The organism is Bacillus sp. FJAT-27231, assembly GCF_001183975.1.
Taxonomy (GTDB): Bacteria; Bacillota; Bacilli; order Bacillales; family Domibacillaceae; genus Pseudobacillus; species Pseudobacillus wudalianchiensis.
In genome coordinates, this window is the sequence record NZ_LFZU01000001.1 from 1,096,676 (window position 1) to 1,115,763 (window position 19,088).

Here is a 19,088-nt window from a genome sequence, read left to right on the forward strand (position 1 = left end):
TAGTTTCGTCCTTTTAAAAAATTCATTGCTGTTTCATTATAGCAAACTATTATTATTTTCTCTCCCCTGTATGTATACTTAGGAAAAATTTCATTAGATAAGCCCTTTTAAAACAGAGGAAAAACGTGGTAAGTTGAATAAAAAGAATTAATAACTGGCATAGGGGGATAAGAATGAAAAAAATTAAGCTGAACATCCTTGAAACGAGTGATGTGCACGGAGCGATATTTCCTATTCATTATGGAACGAACAAGACAGCTGATCATGGTCTGGCTCGGCTTTCAACGGCTATTAAACAAGTACGGAAAGAAAATGATCATGTCTTGTTAGTAGACAATGGAGACTTTCTCCAAGGCACACCGTTAGCGAGCTTTTATTACCGCTCCCTCCGTCACGGCGTCCATCCGATGATCAAAGCGATGAACTATTTGCAATATGATGCGGCTGTGCTTGGCAATCATGAATTTAATTACGGAATGGAGATATTAAGTAAAGCCGAACAAGATGCTCATTTCCCCTTTTTAAGCGCCAACATTCTACATAAGGAATCAAAATCCCCTTATTTCGGACGTCCTTACTTTATAAAGAATTTTGCTTCTGGAATTAAAGCCGCTGTGCTTGGCATCACGACGAGTTACATTCCTAACTGGGAAAAACCGGAATATATTTGCGGATTGTCTTTTACCGATGTGGTCGCTGCGGCTCAAAGGTGGGTTCATTACATTAGAGAAGTAGAAAAACCAGATATTATGATTGTTTCTTATCATGGTGGATTTGAAATTGACCTCTCCAATGGAGAAAGAATCGAAACAAAAGAAAAAGGGGAAAATCAAGCTTATCGGATATGTAGGGAAGTAGAAGGGATTGATGTGCTGCTTACTGGACACCAGCACCGAATAACAGCAGAGTTTATAAACGGTGTAGCCGTTGTTCAGCCTGGATTCAGCGGAGCAGCTATGGGACAAGTGACGGCAGAGTTTACTCTGTCGGAAGAGTCGGTGAAGCTAAGTGATCTTTCTGTTGGCATAATAGAGGCTAAACACTTTATAGCGGATAAAGAAATTCTTGAATTAGTCAAAGAAGAAGAGCAGCAAACGCAAAAATGGCTGGATGAAGTCATTGGGACGATAGAGGGGAATATGGAAATCAATGATCCTTTTCAAGTCAGGTTAACAGAACATCCGCTTATCGAACTCATTAATCGAGTACAGATGGAGGCATCCCAGACAGACATTTCTTGTACAGCGCTTTTTCATAACGGCTCGCGCGGCCTCCCGACTGAAGTGACGATGCGGGATATCGTATCTAACTATATCTACCCTAATTCATTGGCTGTTATTGAAATTACGGGCGAGGAAATGAAAAAGGCATTGGAGCGTTCAGCCTCTTATTTTACGCTGCTTCCGAACGGAAGACCCGGCGTCAGCCCTAAGTTTTCTTATCCTAAACCTCAGCATTATAACTATGATATGTGGGAAGGGATTGGGTATACAATTAATCTTCAAAAGGCACCAGGCAGCCGGATTGAGCAATTAACCTATCATGGGGAACCGGTTGAAGCTAATGGTCTCTATCAGGTTGTGTTAAATAACTACCGTGCAGGAGGCGGCGGGGATTACTTAATGTTTAAAGGGAAGAAAGTAATAAAAGAAATACAGACAGATATGTCAGAGCTGCTCGCTGATTACATAAAGAAACAGGGAACGGTTAAAGCAGAGGTCAATCACAATTGGAAGGTGCTATATTAAATTTTGGGCGGTGGAGTGGAGTGGAAGCCGAATACTTAAGAAAGGAGAAGCGGCCCAAGGAAAAATCAATCCTTATGGTGAACAGAACCACATTAAAAGAGTGAACGGATAGAAAGGAGAATCTAGATGAAATTTAGTGAATATAAGTATGAGCGCCCGGATGTAGAAAAGGCTGAAAGAGAGATTAGTCAAAGCCTGAAGCAGTTTAAGGAAGCGGATTGTGTAGAAAAGCAAGTGGATGCATTAAATAAGATGAATGATATTCGCAGCCAGATAAGCACAATGATGGACCTTTGTCATATCCGGCATACAATCGACACGAATGACTCGTTTTACAAGCGGGAGCAGGATTACATGGACGAAGTTTCCCCAAGGATGGAAGGGATTGCTGCACAGATCAACGAAGCGCTGTTAGCTTCTTCTTTTCGGGAGGAGCTTGAAAAGAATTTCGGCACACAGCTGTTCCTTTTAGCGGAAGCTCAAGTGAAAACTTTTTCACCAGAAGTGCTGCCGCTGCTTGAGAAAGAAAATAAGCTCGCCTCACAATATACACAGCTCGTGGCCTCTGCTCAAATTGAGTTTCAGGGGGAAACGCTGACGCTTGCTCAAATTGAGCCTTTCACGGAGTCCGCAGACCGCTCTGTACGGAAGGAAGCAACCGAAGCGCGCTTTGCTTTTTTTGCCCGTCACGAAGAACAATTTGATGCTATTTATGATGAATTAGTAAAAGTTCGTACAGATATCGCCCGTAAGCTCGGATTTCAAAACTTTGTTGAGCTTGGGTATGGCCGTTTAAATCGGGTGGATTACAATGCGGAGATGGTCAAAGGATATAGAGAACAAATAAAGAAATACATTGTTCCGCTTGCGACTAAGCTCAGAAAGACCCAGGCAGAGCGGATTGGATTACAGGAATTAAAGTTTTACGACGAGGGCTATCAATTTACGACAGGCAATGCGAAGCCGAAAGGGCCGGCGGAGTGGATCGTAGAAAATGGACAGAAGATGTATAAAGAGCTTTCCCAGGAAACGAACGAGTTTTTTCAATTTATGCTTGACCACGAATTGATGGACCTTACAGCAAAAAAAGGAAAAGCAGGCGGGGGATATTGCACGTACCTTTCTGGATACCGTTCCCCATTTATCTTTTCTAATTTTAACGGGACATCAGGAGACATCGATGTGCTCACACATGAAGCGGGGCATGCCTTTCAAGTATATTCAAGCCGGGATTTCACGGTCCCTGAATATCTATGGCCGACGTATGAAGCGTGCGAAATTCATTCGATGAGCATGGAGTTTTTTACATGGCCGTGGATGGAGCTATTCTTTAAAGAAGACACAGATAAGTACAAGTATGCTCACTTAAGCGAGGCTATTTTGTTTCTTCCATACGGAGCCGCAGTAGACGAGTTTCAGCATCGGGTGTATGAAGAACCGGAGTTAACCCCGGCAGAAAGAAAAGCCGTGTGGAAAGAGATCGAAAAGGCATACTTGCCTCACCGTGACTACGACGGCATCCCATATTTAGAAGCAGGGGGCTTCTGGCAGCGTCAGGGGCACATTTATGAAGTGCCATTTTATTATATTGATTATACCCTCGCCCAAGTGTGCGCCCTGCAGTTCTGGAAACGGATGCAGGAAAGTCGGGAGAAAGCCTGGGAGGATTATGTGAAAATCTGCCAGGTTGGCGGCAGTTTGTCTTTCACAGATATTGTTAAGCTGGCTGGATTAGCTTCCCCATTTGCAGAAGACTGCATTGGAAAGGTCATTGAACCGATTGAACAGTGGCTGGAGCAAGCGGGAAGCAAATTAATATAAAAAAAGAAGCGTCTGAGCTATTCTCAGACGCTTCAGGCTGTTGGCAAACGTTCACTTTCTTCGTTGCTCGCCTGCCTGCGGTGCTCATGACCCTGATGGTCACTCCGCTTCTCGCCAGGTGTCGCGCCTCGAAAGACAAACGTTTTCAATCAGCCTGATGATATATATGGTAGACTTTTTCTATAATCTAAGCGTTCAGACGCTGGATGATGGTTAGGCAGCTACAATCTGAATATCGTTGTCTTGTAATACCGCTTTTAGTTGTTTTGTTTCTGGATGATCGAGGATAAAGTCAGCGATGCCATCCTCGAGCTGTTCTTGAATGACACGGCGGAGCGGACGAGCACCGAATTCTGGATGGTAGCCGAGTTCACCCAATCGTTCTTTGACTCCATCTGTTACGTGAAGTGTAATCGATTGCTCCGTAAGAGTGCTATTCAATTCAGCAAGCATTAATTCAACGATTTGCTGTAAGTCCGCTTTTTCGAGCGATTTAAATTCAATAATGTTGTCGAAGCGGTTCAAGAATTCTGGCTTAAAGAAGCTGCCGAGAGAATCTAAGATAGAGCTTTCTTTGAGAGCATTATTTTTCTCAAAACCGACAGTAATCGTTTTAGTAGCTGTTCCGGCATTGCTTGTCATAATGATGACGGTGTCTTTGAAGCTGACTGTCCGTCCTTGACTGTCAGTAAGACGGCCATCTTCAAGAATTTGCAAAAACATATGCTGCACATCTGGATGAGCTTTTTCAATTTCATCAAGCAGAATAATGCTGTACGGATTGCGGCGCACTTTTTCTGTTAGCTGTCCAGCTTCTTCGTGGCCTACATATCCAGGAGGTGAACCGATTAATTTAGAAACGCTGTGTTTTTCCATAAATTCGCTCATGTCAAGACGCACCATCGCATCTTTAGAGCCGAATAATTCTTCAGCGAGTGATTTTGTTAGTTCGGTTTTCCCTACACCCGTTGGGCCGACAAATAAGAAGGAGCCGATTGGACGATTTTTTGATTTCAAGCCGGCGCGGCTGCGACGGATCGCTTTAGCCACTTTTTGAACAGCTTCTGCTTGTCCAATGACTTTTTTCGCTAAGTTCTCTTCTAGGTGTTTCATCGCTTGTTGTTCGTCTTCTTGAAGTTTGCCGACAGGGATGCCTGTTTTTTCCTCAATTAATTGTTGAATGTGTTCTACTGTTACGACTGGACGCTCAACAGTTTCCTCTGTTCCTTGCAGTTTTTCTTCTAATTTTAGTTCCTCATCACGCAGTTTGGCTGCTCTTTCATAGTTTTCTTCTTGCAAGGCTGTTTCTTTTTCTTTTGCAACTTGAGCAAGACGCTCGTTAATGGATTCTTTATCTTGTGTATCGATTGTTAAATTCAGTTTTGATCCGGCTTCATCGAGCAAGTCGATCGCTTTGTCAGGCAGGAAGCGATCTTGAATGTAACGGTGAGACAATTTCGCACAAGCTTCAAGTGCTTCTGTTGTAAAGGCTACTTCATGGAAGTCCTCGTAGCGTTTTTGCAAGCCAGCTAAAATTTGGATCGTTGCTGCTACTGTTGGTTCGCTTACTTGAACGGGCTGGAAGCGTCGTTCTAACGCGGCGTCTTTTTCAATTTGGCGGTATTCTTTTAAAGTTGTCGCACCAATCAATTGCAATTCACCGCGAGCAAGTGCTGGTTTCAAAATGTTGCCGGCATCCATTGAGCCTTCGGCAGAGCCAGCGCCAACAATTAAGTGAATTTCGTCAATAAACAATAAGACGTTTTTACGTTGCTGCAGTTCGGTAATTAATTGCTTCATTCTTTCTTCAAATTGGCCGCGAATGCCGGTGTTTGCTACAAGGGACGCCACATCTAGCAAGTATACTTCTTTTTCTTTCAGTTTGGCAGGTACATCGCCTTCCGCAATTTTGAGAGCGAGGCCTTCTGCAATCGCTGTTTTACCTGTACCAGGTTCACCAATCAAGACAGGATTGTTTTTGTTGCGGCGATTCAATACTTCAATAATGCGATTTATCTCTTTATCTCGGCCGATAACTGGGTCAATTAAACCGGCTTTAGCCATATTGGTTAAGCTGCGGCCGAATTGATCAAGAAAGCCGTTTCCACCATTGCCGCCGTTTTGCTGCGGTTGCATTTTAGGGGAAGGAGCTGCTTGGCCGTTCATATTAGAAAAGCCGAAGCCTTTCATTAAGTCATCAAAAGGAAATCCTCCAAATTGTTGAAAGTTCATCGCACCATCTCCCATTGATTGTTTATTTTTTTGATAACAATTTGAACATAGGTAAAGCTGTTTTGTTTTTCCGTTAATATTCATACGGAATTGAACATTAGCTTGATGTTGATGACAATGTTGACACAACATACACTTCATTCCTTTCCGTTCATTTTTAGAGATTCAATAGTTTAGTAGGTTAAGTTTTGTTTTGACTTTGACTAACTTTGACCTTTGATCTCATTATACTCTGACCTTCTTTGACTTTCAAGTGTTTTGTCAAAAAAATTTTTTCTTCTTGAAAGCGGAAGACAAGCATAAGGTGAACTAACACGTATAAAGCGGGGGATGGCTTTGAAGACATGGGTTGGAGCCTGCCAAATAGCGGCTGTTTATGTTGGAACTATCATTGGTGCAGGTTTTGCGACCGGAAAAGAAATCGTTCAGTTCTTTTCACAATTCGGTTTTTATGGACTGATCGGAATTGTTATAAGCGGTTGTTTGTTTATTTTTCTTGGAGCGAAAATTATGCTGGTCGCAATGGATGTACAAGCAAAGTCTTTTGAGGAATTTAACGTGTACCTCTTTGGTGAAAGGTTTGGGCTAGCGGCTACTTTTATTCAATTTTTTATGTTAATTGGAGTTACTGGTGTTATGCTTTCGGGGACGGGAGCCTTATTTGCAGAAAGATTTCATATCCCCGCAAATGCCGGCATTCTGCTAACAATTGTGATCGGTTTTTTAGTGATGAAAAAAGGGGTAACAGGGTTGCTGGCTGTCAATGTTTTCGTTGTCCCGCTTATGATTGTGTTTCATTTGTATACTGCGAGTGAAGCAATGGCACAGCCTGACTTTTTACAAAAACTTTTTATGAAAGAAACATCTCATCATACATGGAAGGTCTGGACTTCGCCATTTAGCTATGCGGCTTTTAATTTAGCTTTGGCACAAGCCGTGTTAGTCCCGCTTGCATTTGAAATAAAGGATCGGCAGACGATTAAAAAAGGGGCTTTTTTAGGGGGAGTCGTGTTAACATGCTTGATGATCGCGAGTCATATCAGCTTAATTCAATTAGCAGATGTTACGAAATATGATATCCCGATGGCTCAGATTGTGGAAAAACTGATTCCTGCCTTTCATTTTATTTATGCTTTTCTTATTTATGGAGAGATCTTTACATCGGTGATTGGGAATGCCTATGGCTTGAAGCAGCAGCTTGAGAATCATATCCGCTGGCCAGCTTCTCTTTTGTTTCTTCTTATTTTCTCTGCTGGATTTTTATTAAGCCAAATTTCCTATGGCACGCTGCTTGGTTTCTTATATCCGTTGTTTGGAATGATTAGTTTATTGTTTCTTCTACTGCTTTGGAAAAAATAAAACGAACCGCGACGGTTCGTTTTATTTTCCTAGAAAAACGGAAGCAGGACGATTAAGAGTACGTCAAATACGAGATGAGAAATAATGAGCATTGGCACGCTGCGTTTCCATACGTACAATGATCCCCAGAATAAGCCAGCGATAAAAGCGGCAAGTACCCAGATGAATTTGTCTGAGTAAAGGAAGATAGAGGCGTATAACACGGAAGCGGCAATAATCGCTGTTAAGTCATTGAAATAGGTAGAAAGACGTTTTTGAATAAATCCACGCCAGAATAATTCTTCTCCGGGGATAAAAACAAGTATTAAAACGATATAGTGCCAAGAGAACTGCGGAGAGTACCACCGATAAATACTTGCTACTTCTTTTTCCAGGGAAAAAGGCAGGATGGGGAGGAGAAGGTGACCCGCGAAAAAGAGTGCGTATAAGAGTAATCCTGATAGAACACCATATTTTAAATAACTTCGTGTCTTCTGCTTATCATCTATTTTTTCGCTAATAATAGCAAAGCTGATGAAGAAAAGGTTTGCAGCTGTGTATAAATACCAAAAAATATCGCGATCTGAAAACGTCATGTAGAGCAATACATGCGCCAGAATGATACTTAAAATCAGCCGCCAATCCTTAATAAGTGCCATCTTTCTGAACTCCTTTCTTTCACTACAGCACTTATTTTAACAAAAGCCTATTAAAAATAGAATGGAAATCCCTTAAAATGAGGAAAAGAGGGAATATTAGGCGAATAGGAATGAGAGCAAAGCTGTAACACGATCAGCTTAATGAAATAAAGAGAGAAGGTAACATGCTCAAACTATTAAAAACTGCCGCGTATAAAGGAGGTTTACACACGGCAGTTTTTAGCGTAATGAAACTATGCATTGATAGAAGGTTGGATAATAGTATAGTTTTTGTGGTTAACAACCGTTTTTTCTTCGATTTGTAAATCTCTAAAATTCTCCATAATGGTTAGGTCGACGATGACCGAGTTTTCATTCACTTTTTCAACAATTCCTTGAAGTCCATCTTTAAATCTAATCACATTCCCCACTTCTGCTTTTGTCATTTTTCTCTCTCCTCCATAGTTTAAATTCACACAGCTTTACTTGTTGTTTCTTTATTGCTTTTATATTAAGCTTTTGAAAGTAAGGCCTAACAGGAATCGATTTTAAACATTTTTGCGTTATAATAAATGGTAAAATGAATTACTTTACAGTTTGCCTTATTTTTGAAAAAGAGTAAAGTGATTTGCCCGATAAGATAAAAAATTCAGAAAGAAGGATAGATATGACGGCAGCGGATGCAGAAAATCTTATGAACCAACTGAAAAATGGTGAAATTGATGAGTGTCACGTTAGTAAAGAGCATTTCCTCATTTTTCAACGTGAATTGGTGAAAAGAGAAGATTTTAAACATTTTAGAGGAATTGCCCAACGGGGCGGCTCTGTTATCTATCACTATATGGCAGAACCGAGAAGCTAATGAACGTTTCTTTATTAAATAGCTCGGTTAAAGAAGGCTGGTTTTTATAGGTTGTTTAAATAAAAATATGAAAAAATGTTTAAATAAGGGAACTTGGGTAAATAATAAATAACAGTACATGATGAGATTTACTTAAGCCTTTTCATTCTCATTTTTCCCCCACTTGAATCCGGACGGTGATCGTCCGGATTTTTTTATTTAGGTTCTGTGAAAGATGAAGTGGTTTTTTCAATAATTGATTAGAGCGAAAATTAACAACTAAGTATAACAGCCCTTTTATTTATGGAGCGGCTTCAACCATTTCTTAAGTAAGCAGAGAAATAAAAAGTGAAGGAAAATTCTAAATATACTATAATAATATGCAGATAAAGGAAAAGGAGGTTGTTAAAGTGGATCAAACTTTTCAAGGAAAAACAGCCGTCGTTCTTGCTTCAAGTCAAGGGCTCGGAAAAGCGATTGCAGCTAAACTGGCAGCAGGAGGGGCAAATGTAATGCTTGCCAGCAGAAATAGCAGCAAGCTGGAAGAAGTAAAACAGGAGCTAGAGAGAGAGAATCAAGGAAGAGTCGATTATACAGCTTGTGATATTACAAATTTGGAAGATATTAAGGCAGTCGTCCATAACACTGTGGAAAAGTTCGGGGCCATTCATATTTTAATCAATAATGCAGGAGGACCACCTGCCGGTTCATTTGAAGATATGAGTGATGAACAATGGCAGCAAGCCTTTGAACTAAATTTATTATCTTATATTCGGTCGATAAGAGAAGCTTTGCCACATCTAAAAAAACAAGGCGGCAAGATTATCAATATCGCTTCTTCTTCTATTAAAGAGCCCATTTCAGGATTGATTTTGTCAAATACGTTCCGTACTGGAATTGTCGGTCTTTCTAAAACGTTGGCGGAAGAGTTTGCCCCGTATGGAATTCTAGTTAATACAGTAGCTCCGGGCCGCATTGCGACAGACCGTTTGAAGTATCTTGACAAAATAAACGCTGAAAAGCAGGGGATTTCCGTGGAACAATTGGATGAGCAAATTAAAAAAAGAATCCCGCTTGGCCGTTATGGGCAGCCGGAAGAATTCGCTAATGTCGTTGCTTTTTTAGCTTCTGACGCTAATACATATATGACAGGCAGCAGCTTTCTAGTAGATGGTGGAATGATTCGTTCTATTTAAAAACAAGGCTCTGTTGAGAAGGAAGGATGTTTTTAATCGTTGATTCTAACGGAAGGCGTCCACCTATGGTGAATACCAACAATCAAGTATGATAGAGAAAAAACAAAAAGATTTCTTTTTATGGTTTAATTCGGCAAGAGAGTGGGAAGTATATAACCAAGCATGATCAATTGGAGATTCTCACTCACAACCCCCTTTTCTTGAGGCCTGCCGATAAGCAGGTCTTTTTTTGTGTGTGCACGAAGCATAATAGAGCATAAAGATGAGAATCAAAGTCTATTTTTAATTTTTTTCATTGGGTGTTTGTATAAATGTTCAGAGGAAAGTAACTTATTTTATATATAAGTGGGGAAGGTAGTGAAGGAAATGAAAATTGGATTTATCGGTACGGGAGTAATGGGAAAAAGCATGGCGGGCCATCTGCAGAAAGCCGGACATCAATTATTCCTTTATACACGTACGAAGGAGAAGGCAGAAGAGCTATTAAATAAAGGCGCTGTATGGTGCAAAACACCTGCTGAAGTGGCCCGTCAAACAGAGGTTGTGTTTACCATTGTTGGCGAGCCGCATGATGTAGAGGAAGTCTACTTAGGAGCGGAAGGGATTTTGGCAGGCAGCAGTGAGGGGCAAATGGTGATTGACATGACGACATCCCAGCCAAGCCTTGCTCGAAATATTTATGAAAAAGCACGCGAAAAAGGAGTAGAAGCGCTAGATGCTCCTGTATCCGGCGGAGACACAGGGGCGAAAAACGGAACGCTGGCTATTATGGTGGGCGGCAGCAAAGCGGCATTTGAAAAAGCCTTGCCGCTTTTCGAAACGATTGGCAGCAATATCGTCTATCAAGGAGAAGCCGGAGCAGGACAGCATACAAAAATGAGCAATCAAATTGCCATCGCAACGAATATGATTGGGGTTTGTGAAGCCTTGCTATATGCGCAAAAAGCGGGACTAGATTTAGATAACGTGCTAAAAAGCATCTCTACAGGGGCAGCAGGAAGCTGGTCTCTATCTAATTTGGCGCCAAGAATGATTCAAGGAGACTTTGCTCCGGGCTTCTATGTTAAACATTTTATAAAGGATATGAAAATTGCCATTGAAGAAGCGGAAAAAATGGGGTTGGAATTACCGGGGCTATCTCTTGCGAAAAGGATGTATGAAGAGCTCGCTGCACGAGGAGAGGAAAAGAGCGGCACACAAGCTTTGTTTAACTATTGGAACTAGCTTCAAAGAAGGCTCTGCTAAAGAGGAGTGGTGATTTTATTATTACACTAATGGCTTGATGATGAAGGGTAGATTAAGATGGGGGTAGGAAAGGTCATGGGCTCACAAAGCAGCATCCAAAGTGAAGGGTATAGAAAGAGGCTACATGGTGGCTATTAGTTTTTCAGAAATCATCATTTTACTTATTTTTATCGGTGGTCCGCTGCTTTTTCCGCTTCTCACTAAAAAGTGGAAATGGTTAATCACGGTCATCATAGGGTATATCGTCTATATCCTCTGGGGAGTGTATCTCCATTTTACTTCTGACATTACAGAGTATGGTACAGGTTATGGCATGCTTATTGTTCCTTATTTAATCGGAATATCAATAGCAGGTGCTATCTTACAACGCAATACAGACAAAAATCAAAAAGAGAAGTAAACAAAAAAGCGCTCGGAGTCGGCTGGATTGAACCGGCTCCAAGTGCTTTTACTTTTTCATAGTAGTTAAAAACTTTTCAATGCGATCAAGCCCTTTGCGCAACTCTTCCATGGAGTAGGCAAAAGAAAGTCGAAAATATCCTTCGCCAAATTCAGAAAAAGCGCTGCCAGGAACGACGGCTACCCGCTGTTCCATCGCAAGTTTGTAGCAGAAGTCAAAAGAGGATTCGTGAATCCAGTTGGGAATCGCTACAAAGAAGTAAAAGGCGCCGTCTGGTTTTACTACATCTACTTCCATAACAGACAGTCGCTCAAATACATAATCCCGTCGCTTCTTATATTCTCTTTGCATTGGAAGGGCGTCATCTATACCGGCTGACACAGCTTCTAACGCCGCCATTTGTGAAATAGAAGAAGCACACGACACGTTATATTGATGTACTTTTAAAATGTGCTGGGCGATCATTTCAGGAGCAAATAAGAAGCCAATTCTCCATCCTGTCATCGCATGTGATTTGGACAGGCCATTTAAGACAATCGTCTGCTCTCTGAGAAAGGAAGCAATCGATACATGAGGCGCATCAAACGTCAGTTCACTATAGATTTCATCAGCGATCACAAAGACGTCTTTTCCCTGTAACAGGTCTGCAATCGCTTTTAGTTCAGCTTCTGTCAGACTGACGCCTGTTGGATTGGACGGGTAAGGCAAAATAACAGCTTTCGTTTTGTCTGTTAACGCATCGCTGATTAATTCTGCTGTCAGCTTAAATCCATTTGCCCGTGTATCGACGGTACGTACGTTAGCCTGGCACATTTGAATAATGGGCTCATAGCCAGGATACACGGGTCCTGGTAAAATAACTTCATCCCCCGGTGACAAAAGTGTGCGCAGGGTAATGTCAATTGCCTGGCTGGCTCCGACTGTTACGATCACTTCTGATTCTGGAGAGTACGTTAAATGGTATTTTGTATGTACATAATCAGCCGCCGCTTTCCGCAGTTCAAGGAAGCCAGCGTTATGGGTATAGGTTGTATAATTATTTTCAATCGCTTCTTTGCCTGCTTCTTTGACATGCTCGGGTGTGAGGAAGTCGGGCTGTCCGATTGTAAGAGAGACCATATCGTCAATCCCGCCGACTAGATTAAAAAATTTACGAATACCAGAAATCTGAATATTTTTTACCTGTTCATTGATCAAGTGTTCCAATAAGTTTGCCGCCTTTCTATATGGATATGATATATTGTAGCATTGAAATAGACAGACAGTAGCGAAAATGAAGAAACAATGGAGAAAAAAATGATTAAAATTTGCATGTTAAAAACAAATGGCCAATTAGTTTTTGATGCTCCTTTAGAAGAGACAAAAGCAAAAGATACGCTATGGTACTGGGTTGATTTCTTCAATCCGAAAGAAGAAGAGGCAAAGCTGTTAAAGCGTTTTTTTTATTTTCATCCTTTGGCGGTAGAGGATTGTCTTGATAACCAAAGTGGCCGGCCTAAGCTGGATTTTTATGAGAATTATGCTTTTTTTCTTGTTCATGCGCTTGATAAAAAGGAGTTTGAAGGAAAAGAAATAGGTGTGTTTATGAATAAAGAAATGATTGTCACAGTTCATCAGCGGCCTGTAAATGAATTAGATGAAGTATGGAGAAGTATAGCAGAAAATGAAAGACTGCGCCAAGGTCCGGCTTCTATTTTACATAGATTGATTGACAGGTTCGTGGATGAGTATTTTCCGTTAGTTTATCATGTGGAGGATGCATTAAACAGCATAGACGAGGAACTGGATACAAATCCGCGAAACAACTTAATCGACCGCCTATTTGATATCCGCCACCATATGTCTAAATTAAGGCGAACCATTATCCCAATGAGAGACCTGCTCTACCGGCTGTTGAACTCGACCCGGTTAGAATATATAGAAGACCGTCATATTTATTTTGGTGATATTCATGACCATCTATTGAAATTAGTAGAAATGCTGGAATCCTATCGCGAATTTTCTTCAGATGTTCGTGATAGCTACTTATCGGTCAGCTCAGATAAAATGAACAATATTATGATGACGTTAACGATTATTACCACTATTTTTATGCCGTTAACGTTTATTGCTGGAATCTATGGCATGAATTTCGATAACATGCCGGAATTGCACGCTTCTTATGGCTATTTTCTTGTTCTTGCTGTGATGGCGGTGATTGCCGCCGGGATGTTCTTTATGTTTGTAAAAGCAGGCTGGCTCCAGCTTCGCAATAAGAAAAAGCAGAAGTGAAATAAGGAGCTTTAGCTTCTTTTAGTGAGGGAGTTCGTTGAACATAAGTATAAAAATAAGCCCCTTCGATTTAGGGAAATCGAAGGGGCTTGCCTAATACATAAGAATAATCTAATTAGGAGCCTTTTCAAGAACTAGCTTTACACCAAATCCTATCAAGATGGTTCCGGTGATTCCTTCAATCATATTTTGTGTTTTAGGTTTTTTCATAAAAGCACTAATATGATGAATCAAATAAACATAAAGCAAAGACCATATGATAGTCAGCGCGGTATAAGTCATCCCCATCATGAGAAACGGCAAAAAAGTATGACTGCCAGGGTTAACGAACTGAGGGAAAAAGGTTAAGAACAAAATCGCAACTTTAGGGTTCAGAAGGTTTGTAAGGAATCCTTGTTTAAAGCAAGAGGTGCTTCCAAACTGGCTTTTTGTGTTTGCCTGAATGCTTGCTGCTGCTTCTTTTTTCTTTAAAGACCATAATGTCTTAACCCCCAAGTAAAGTAAGTAAACAGCGCCTGCATATTTAAAGACAGAAAATAATAACGCTGATTTCACAATGATAGCTGAGAGTCCAAATACGGCAGCAGAAGTATGGATAGAAAGAGCACAGCAAATGCCGAGGACGGTTTTAAGCCCCCCGGACTTTCCAGCAGTGATCGTATTTTTTGTAGTAATGGCAGTATCGGGGCCGGGTAAAATAATAAAAAAAACACACATAAGGACAAACAGATAAAAGTTTTCCACTTTATGATCACCTTCTCATTAACATAAGTTCTGTATCAATAATTCTTACAGTGTATTATATAGGAATCGTCTTATTGATTGAACATAAAGATGATATTTTTTAAAAATATTCTCATTAGTCTGACGGGGATGTTTAATAAGAAGACTTAGTAAATTGATCAAGCATTTTTCACGATATAGTCTTTCTATTTATCAACAAATTAAGAGGAACGCCAATAATTGGAGGAAACTTTATTCCAAATGAACATGTTACGCTGGTGAGCCTAAATATTCTCTAAAAAAGACCGACATTATTAATGATAGGGTAAATAGAATCGATAAGGGGACAAACGAATGAATAATGATAACGGGATCTTACTGGAAAGTGGAACAAATGAATTAGAAATTGTGGAATTCGAGGTATGTGGCAACAAGTATGGAATTAATGTTATTAAAGTAAAAGAAATTATTCAGCCGGTCGCTGTCACATTTATCCCGCACGCTCATGAGCATATTGAAGGGATTATCCAGTTGCGCGGGGAAGTGTTGCCGTTAGTGGATATGGCGAAGGTACTGGGCTTGCCAGGAGGCAAAACAGGAGAGACGGATAAATACATCGTTACGGAGTTTAACAAACAAAAGGTCGTTTTCCACGTTCAGAATGTTACACGAATTCATCGAATTTCCTGGGAAGATATTGAAAAGCCATCTGATATGTACCAGGGAGGCAGCAGTCAAGTCATCGGAGTGATTAAAATAAACGGAGAAATGATTTTGCTGCTCGACTTTGAAAAGGTAATTGTTGATATTAATCCCGAATCAGGTATCCACATAGGACAAATTAAACAGCTTGGCAAAAGAGAGCGGTCAGAAAAGCGTCTTATCGTTGCTGAAGATTCTCCGCTGTTAAGAAAATTAATTAGCGATACACTCGCGGAAGCGGGCTACGATGCAGTAGAATTCTTTGAAAATGGCAAACAAGCGCTCGAGTTCTTAGAAAACCAGGCCGATGAAGTCGCGGCTGGAAAGGGGGCGCAGCTTTTAATTACGGATATTGAAATGCCGCAGATGGACGGACATCATTTGACAAAGCGAGTAAAGGAACATGCTTTACTGAAGAATCTTCCAGTTGTAATCTTTTCCTCGTTAATTACGGAGGATCTACGCCACAAAGGGGACGAAGTAGGAGCCAATGCTCAAGTTAGCAAGCCGGAGATTGCCGAGCTTATTAAGCATATTGATCAATTTGTCCTCTAAGGTCATAATGAAAAAACACCGGTGCTTCCGGTGTTTTTTTTGTTTGTACGATCAAATTATAGAGTTTTATAAAAGATTGTTATTCTAATCAAGTCAGTTTTTTAAAAAGAATTTTTTAAAAAACTGACTTAAGAAGAGGAACGATCTATTTTAATAGGATTGGCCGAGCGGTTTAAATACCGGCTTTTGATATTGCTTTTTCTGAGGGAAAGTACGTTCACTCTTTTCAATAAATCCGGTATATAATTGTAAAATTCGTTTTGCTTCGGTTAAATTCATGTATGTCTTTGGATTCCGCTTTTTTTGGTCTAAGCTGCCAAAATGAGGGAGAGTGGCAAAGTCTTCTTTACAGGGCGGAATATGAAAAGTGTATTCACCGCACACGACGAGAACATCTGATTGTTGCTGACTGTTCTTTGGATTATTTGAAAAGTGAAGGCCGGCTTTTTCTGCCCGTCCTTCCTGGATCATCTTCAAAAGTGCTTTCTTTTTTAATAAATAAAGGTATTTAGGATTCGTAGCCGTCTTAGCATGCCGATTGACAGTAAAGATTGCTTTAGCGAGGTTTGAAGTAGATGGAGAATGGGCAGGAGATTCTTTATGCGTACTCAATTAAAGGACTCCTTTCGGACTAATTTTAACCCATTATACCCTTTTTTTAGTTGATTGAAAAGTATCTGAATTATTTTAATTTTTTAACTAAATGCTTTGTTAAATGATGAATGGGTGTTTAATAAGGAATTATAGTGAAAAGTATCTGACTGCAACAAAAATTAACAATCAAATGTCACAAACCTAACTAAAAAGAAGGCTGCTGAGATAGCCTTGCTAAAAAGGCAGGTGAATCTATTTCAAGCCCCTTTTCTCTTTAGCTTGGAGATTTTAAGGTAAACACCGTGATTTCAGGAATGGATAAAAAGCGAAAAGGCATCCTTGTTGTGCCAAGTCCGCGATTCACATAAAGAGTTAATCTTGTTTCTCCATCTACTATATATTGACCCTCTTTATAGATTTCGGCATAGGGTGGCGTGTACAGGGCTCCATACCAGGGGAGTTGGATTTGGCCGCCATGGGAATGCCCGCTCAATTGTAAATGAATACCAGCATTTGCGGCCTCTTTCGCTAGATCAGGTGCATGGGAAAGCAGGATAAGATAACGCCCTTCTTTTACTTTCTTTTTAGCCTGGCTGAAACTAGGCTGTCCGAGTGAGGCATCATCAATACCGAGCAAATAAATAGATTCGTTCAAATGACTTAATTCAACTGATTTGTTTTTTAAAAGTTGAAATCCAGATTCCTGCATAATAAATTTATAAAGGTCTGTTCCATAACCACCGTGGTCATGATTGCCATAAACAGCGAATTTCCCTAAAGGAGCTTGCAATTTTTGGAGAATAGAGGTAACCGTCTTTGTTTCTGCTGGACTGTATGTGTCTGGTCTATCCAGTAAGTCACCGGTGAAGAAAATGAAATCTGGACGAAGCGAATGGATCTTTTCCACATGTTCATTTAATTGTTTTACTGTATATTGAAAACCTAAATGAGTATCACTAAATTGAACGATTCGTTTATTATGAAAAGCGCGTGGAATTAATTCATGCGTAACGGCCACTTCATTGATTTGCAGGCGCTTTGGCTCAATGAACCTGGCATAGGAATACCCTCCTCCTGCCAGTCCGAGAAGAGAAAGCAAGAACGTGAGGGATTGTTTTAAAAACGACCGGCGAGAAAGTTTTTCTTTCATATTTTTCACTCTTTCAAATAGGGTTGGACATTATCAATAGTAATGGAAACAGAGATATTTATAAATTGTTTTGTATTGGATCATCAGGTTAATCGTTCCTGCTTTAAAGTGTGTTTTCCTGATTTTACCTTTTGTCCTTGCCTTATCTGCCGGCTATGTAACGGCAAAAAAGGATGGAAAGAAAAATCTTATGGCCCATCCTTTTGATTCTACATTCCATGTTTTTCTAATAATTTCGTTAAAGCATCAAGATCGAAGCCTCTCACCGCTTCATTTTGAACGACTGTTGTCGGAGTAGAAGAAGCATTCCATTTATTTCTCCATTCTTGCTTTGCGGATTCGTCCTCTGCAATATTTTTCTCTTCATAGCGAACACCGCGGTCATTTAAAAATAGTTTAACGATTTGGCATGGGGGGCATTCAGGCTGGGTATATAAAATAACAGGCATCATTTGGTTTCTCCTTTGTTCTTCTTGAATACAATATAAAAAATAAAATAGTTGGATATAAAATAGATGTATGGTATATTTCTTTTGCCTATTTATTTTATAACAAACAGATACGGGACAGTCAAAACCAAAATAAATATCGAATTAGCAAGGTGAAAGGAGCCAATCATTTTATGTCACAATTATCAGGCATTATTCAGCGATTGAAATCATTACAAGAAGGCGGAGAAAACGGAGAGGTTCAGCAACGGTTGTTTGAAGTAAACGGCAAAACGCTGTGCCAGGTTAAGTTCTTTCCAGGAAAAGATACATTTGAATTGGAAGTATACGATAAAGATGGAAAGGGCAATAAGTATCCTTTCGATGACATCGATATGACTGCCATTGAAATCTTCGAACTTCTTCAAGAAGAAAAACAGCAGTAATAATGATATTCTAGCCCTGCTTACAACGAAGTGTAAGCGGGGCTTTTGGGGAGTCATGGAAATGTATGGGGAAGATTTGCTATAATCAAAGAAAGTACCTTGGACAATGGGGAGTGCGAGATGCCTAACCACAAGAAGAAAGCGCTCAGAAAAGTGTAAAGGGGTAGTAATCAGATGATTTCTTTCGAGAGTAAAGATGTCCTTCATACGAATATTATGGATTATATTATTCCTGCCGAGAAAGTTGCCCACGTGCAGCCTGGGAATAATTTAGAGCATGCTTTGTTAATTTTAACGAAGAGCGGATATACAGCTATTCCAGTATTAGATGCTAAATACAGGCTTCAAGGATTAATTAGCTCACCGATGATTACGGAAGCGATTCTTGGATTAGAGAGAATTGAGTTTGAAAAGCTAGAGCATATGAAAGTAGAAGAAGTGATGGCTACTGATAAGCCATGGCTTACGATCCATGACCATTTTCGAAAAGCGCTCGGATTATTAATCAATCATCCTTTTTTGTGTGTAACAGATGAGGAAGGTGTATTCCAAGGTATATTGACGAGAAGAGTCATTCTTAAACATTTGAACTATCATGTAGATCAGCTTAAATAAACTACAATTTTTACTTTTGGCCGGATTCCCTTCATTAAGAGAAGCATGGGAAAGATGTGAGCTTCTTTTAATGATGGACCGGTTTTTTTGTAGTCTGCAGGGAGGAAATAGAAGTTGAACGATGCACTTCACAAGGAAAGAAAAG

General features: G+C 40.2%; 19 protein-coding genes. 11 read left to right on the forward strand and 8 right to left on the reverse strand.

The window, feature by feature from the left end:
- The first annotated feature begins 173 nt into the window (after positions 1 to 173).
- The gene (locus AC623_RS05190) at positions 174 to 1,748 is read left to right on the forward strand and encodes a bifunctional metallophosphatase/5'-nucleotidase (RefSeq protein WP_049661236.1); all 1,575 of its coding nucleotides are present in this window, start codon (positions 174 to 176) and stop codon (positions 1,746 to 1,748) included.
- A gap of 126 nt (positions 1,749 to 1,874) precedes the next feature.
- Entirely contained in the window at positions 1,875 to 3,569 is a 1,695-nt protein-coding gene (locus AC623_RS05195; protein ID WP_049661238.1) for a M3 family oligoendopeptidase, read from the forward strand.
- Positions 3,570 to 3,782: 213 nt separating this feature from the next.
- Here the strand turns inward: AC623_RS05195 and AC623_RS05200 are convergent, their stop codons facing one another.
- Positions 3,783 to 5,933 (reverse strand): ATP-dependent Clp protease ATP-binding subunit, encoded by a 2,151-nt coding sequence (locus AC623_RS05200; protein WP_049661239.1) that lies wholly within the window; start codon positions 5,931 to 5,933, stop codon positions 3,783 to 3,785.
- A gap of 204 nt (positions 5,934 to 6,137) precedes the next feature.
- Here AC623_RS05200 and AC623_RS05205 point away from each other — a divergent pair, with 204 nt between their 5' ends.
- The gene (locus AC623_RS05205) at positions 6,138 to 7,160 is read left to right on the forward strand and encodes a YkvI family membrane protein (protein ID WP_049661241.1); all 1,023 of its coding nucleotides are present in this window, start codon (positions 6,138 to 6,140) and stop codon (positions 7,158 to 7,160) included.
- Between the two features lie 29 nt (positions 7,161 to 7,189).
- Here AC623_RS05205 and AC623_RS05210 read toward each other — a convergent pair whose 3' ends face one another.
- Positions 7,190 to 7,798: a CPBP family intramembrane glutamic endopeptidase gene (locus tag AC623_RS05210; protein WP_049661243.1), complete on the reverse strand. Its 609-nt coding sequence runs from the start codon at positions 7,796 to 7,798 to the stop codon at positions 7,190 to 7,192.
- A 233-nt stretch (positions 7,799 to 8,031) separates the two neighbouring features.
- Positions 8,032 to 8,223, reverse strand: a complete 192-nt coding sequence (locus tag AC623_RS05215) for a YkvS family protein (protein WP_049661245.1) — start codon at positions 8,221 to 8,223, stop codon at positions 8,032 to 8,034.
- Between the two features lie 221 nt (positions 8,224 to 8,444).
- Here AC623_RS05215 and AC623_RS05220 point away from each other — a divergent pair, with 221 nt between their 5' ends.
- From AC623_RS05220 to AC623_RS05235, 4 genes are all read left to right on the forward strand, one after another.
- Positions 8,445 to 8,639 carry a hypothetical protein gene (locus AC623_RS05220; protein WP_049661246.1) on the forward strand — a complete coding sequence of 65 codons (195 nt, stop codon included), beginning with the start codon at positions 8,445 to 8,447 and terminating at the stop codon, positions 8,637 to 8,639.
- 389 nt (positions 8,640 to 9,028) lie between these two features.
- Complete coding sequence (locus tag AC623_RS05225; protein ID WP_442853525.1) at positions 9,029 to 9,814, forward strand: SDR family oxidoreductase; 786 nt, start codon at positions 9,029 to 9,031, stop codon at positions 9,812 to 9,814.
- Between the two features lie 366 nt (positions 9,815 to 10,180).
- Complete coding sequence (locus tag AC623_RS05230; protein ID WP_049666281.1) at positions 10,181 to 11,038, forward strand: NAD(P)-dependent oxidoreductase; 858 nt, start codon at positions 10,181 to 10,183, stop codon at positions 11,036 to 11,038.
- Between the two features lie 121 nt (positions 11,039 to 11,159).
- Entirely contained in the window at positions 11,160 to 11,459 is a 300-nt protein-coding gene (locus tag AC623_RS05235; protein ID WP_156186997.1) for a hypothetical protein, read from the forward strand.
- Positions 11,460 to 11,507: 48 nt separating this feature from the next.
- Here AC623_RS05235 and AC623_RS05240 read toward each other — a convergent pair whose 3' ends face one another.
- A complete protein-coding gene (locus AC623_RS05240) occupies positions 11,508 to 12,665 on the reverse strand; it encodes an aminotransferase A (RefSeq protein ID WP_049661251.1) in 1,158 nt (385 codons plus the stop codon).
- Positions 12,666 to 12,755: 90 nt separating this feature from the next.
- Here AC623_RS05240 and corA point away from each other — a divergent pair, with 90 nt between their 5' ends.
- A complete protein-coding gene (corA, locus tag AC623_RS05245; RefSeq protein ID WP_049661253.1) occupies positions 12,756 to 13,730 on the forward strand; it encodes a magnesium/cobalt transporter CorA in 975 nt (324 codons plus the stop codon).
- Between the two features lie 111 nt (positions 13,731 to 13,841).
- On the opposite strand, the gene AC623_RS05250 is transcribed toward corA, so the two are convergent.
- Complete coding sequence (locus AC623_RS05250; protein ID WP_049661255.1) at positions 13,842 to 14,474, reverse strand: LysE family translocator; 633 nt, start codon at positions 14,472 to 14,474, stop codon at positions 13,842 to 13,844.
- 333 nt (positions 14,475 to 14,807) lie between these two features.
- Here AC623_RS05250 and AC623_RS05255 point away from each other — a divergent pair, with 333 nt between their 5' ends.
- Positions 14,808 to 15,710, forward strand: a complete 903-nt coding sequence (locus AC623_RS05255; protein WP_049661256.1) for a chemotaxis protein — start codon at positions 14,808 to 14,810, stop codon at positions 15,708 to 15,710.
- Between the two features lie 150 nt (positions 15,711 to 15,860).
- Here AC623_RS05255 and AC623_RS05260 read toward each other — a convergent pair whose 3' ends face one another.
- The 3 genes from AC623_RS05260 to AC623_RS05270 all read right to left on the reverse strand — a co-directional run bounded on the left by AC623_RS05260 (position 15,861) and on the right by AC623_RS05270 (position 17,906).
- Positions 15,861 to 16,322, reverse strand: a complete 462-nt coding sequence (locus tag AC623_RS05260) for a YkyB family protein (protein ID WP_049661258.1) — start codon at positions 16,320 to 16,322, stop codon at positions 15,861 to 15,863.
- Positions 16,323 to 16,578: 256 nt separating this feature from the next.
- On the reverse strand, positions 16,579 to 17,454 hold the full coding sequence (locus tag AC623_RS05265) for a metallophosphoesterase (RefSeq protein WP_049661259.1): 876 nt from the start codon (positions 17,452 to 17,454) through the stop codon (positions 16,579 to 16,581).
- Positions 17,455 to 17,663: 209 nt separating this feature from the next.
- On the reverse strand, positions 17,664 to 17,906 hold the full coding sequence (locus AC623_RS05270; RefSeq protein WP_049661261.1) for a glutaredoxin family protein: 243 nt from the start codon (positions 17,904 to 17,906) through the stop codon (positions 17,664 to 17,666).
- Positions 17,907 to 18,076: 170 nt separating this feature from the next.
- On the opposite strand from AC623_RS05270, the gene AC623_RS05275 reads away from it, so the two are divergent.
- Positions 18,077 to 18,328 (forward strand): YkuJ family protein, encoded by a 252-nt coding sequence (locus AC623_RS05275; RefSeq protein WP_049661263.1) that lies wholly within the window; start codon positions 18,077 to 18,079, stop codon positions 18,326 to 18,328.
- Positions 18,329 to 18,502: 174 nt separating this feature from the next.
- Positions 18,503 to 18,943, forward strand: coding sequence for a cyclic-di-AMP-binding protein CbpB (gene cbpB, locus AC623_RS05280; protein ID WP_049661264.1), 441 nt, complete (start codon positions 18,503 to 18,505; stop codon positions 18,941 to 18,943).
- Positions 18,944 to 19,088 lie beyond the last annotated feature (145 nt).

What these genes read in the sequence shown, in the direction of transcription:
- AC623_RS05220 (WP_049661246.1), top strand. Translation starts at nt 8,445, where the DNA reads ATGACGGCAGCGGATGCAGAAAATCTTATGAACCAACTGAAAAATGGT.
- AC623_RS05195 (WP_049661238.1), top strand. Translation starts at nt 1,875, where the DNA reads ATGAAATTTAGTGAATATAAGTATGAGCGCCCGGATGTAGAAAAGGCT.
- AC623_RS05255 (WP_049661256.1), top strand. Translation starts at nt 14,808, where the DNA reads ATGAATAATGATAACGGGATCTTACTGGAAAGTGGAACAAATGAATTA.
- AC623_RS05270 (WP_049661261.1), bottom strand. Translation starts at nt 17,906, where the DNA reads ATGATGCCTGTTATTTTATATACCCAGCCTGAATGCCCCCCATGCCAA.
- AC623_RS05265 (WP_049661259.1), bottom strand. Translation starts at nt 17,454, where the DNA reads ATGAAAGAAAAACTTTCTCGCCGGTCGTTTTTAAAACAATCCCTCACG.
- AC623_RS05275 (WP_049661263.1), top strand. Translation starts at nt 18,077, where the DNA reads ATGTCACAATTATCAGGCATTATTCAGCGATTGAAATCATTACAAGAA.
- cbpB (WP_049661264.1), top strand. Translation starts at nt 18,503, where the DNA reads ATGATTTCTTTCGAGAGTAAAGATGTCCTTCATACGAATATTATGGAT.
- AC623_RS05215 (WP_049661245.1), bottom strand. Translation starts at nt 8,223, where the DNA reads ATGACAAAAGCAGAAGTGGGGAATGTGATTAGATTTAAAGATGGACTT.
- AC623_RS05190 (WP_049661236.1), top strand. Translation starts at nt 174, where the DNA reads ATGAAAAAAATTAAGCTGAACATCCTTGAAACGAGTGATGTGCACGGA.
- corA (WP_049661253.1), top strand. Translation starts at nt 12,756, where the DNA reads ATGATTAAAATTTGCATGTTAAAAACAAATGGCCAATTAGTTTTTGAT.
- AC623_RS05230 (WP_049666281.1), top strand. Translation starts at nt 10,181, where the DNA reads ATGAAAATTGGATTTATCGGTACGGGAGTAATGGGAAAAAGCATGGCG.
- AC623_RS05200 (WP_049661239.1), bottom strand. Translation starts at nt 5,933, where the DNA reads ATGTTGTGTCAACATTGTCATCAACATCAAGCTAATGTTCAATTCCGT.
- AC623_RS05210 (WP_049661243.1), bottom strand. Translation starts at nt 7,798, where the DNA reads ATGGCACTTATTAAGGATTGGCGGCTGATTTTAAGTATCATTCTGGCG.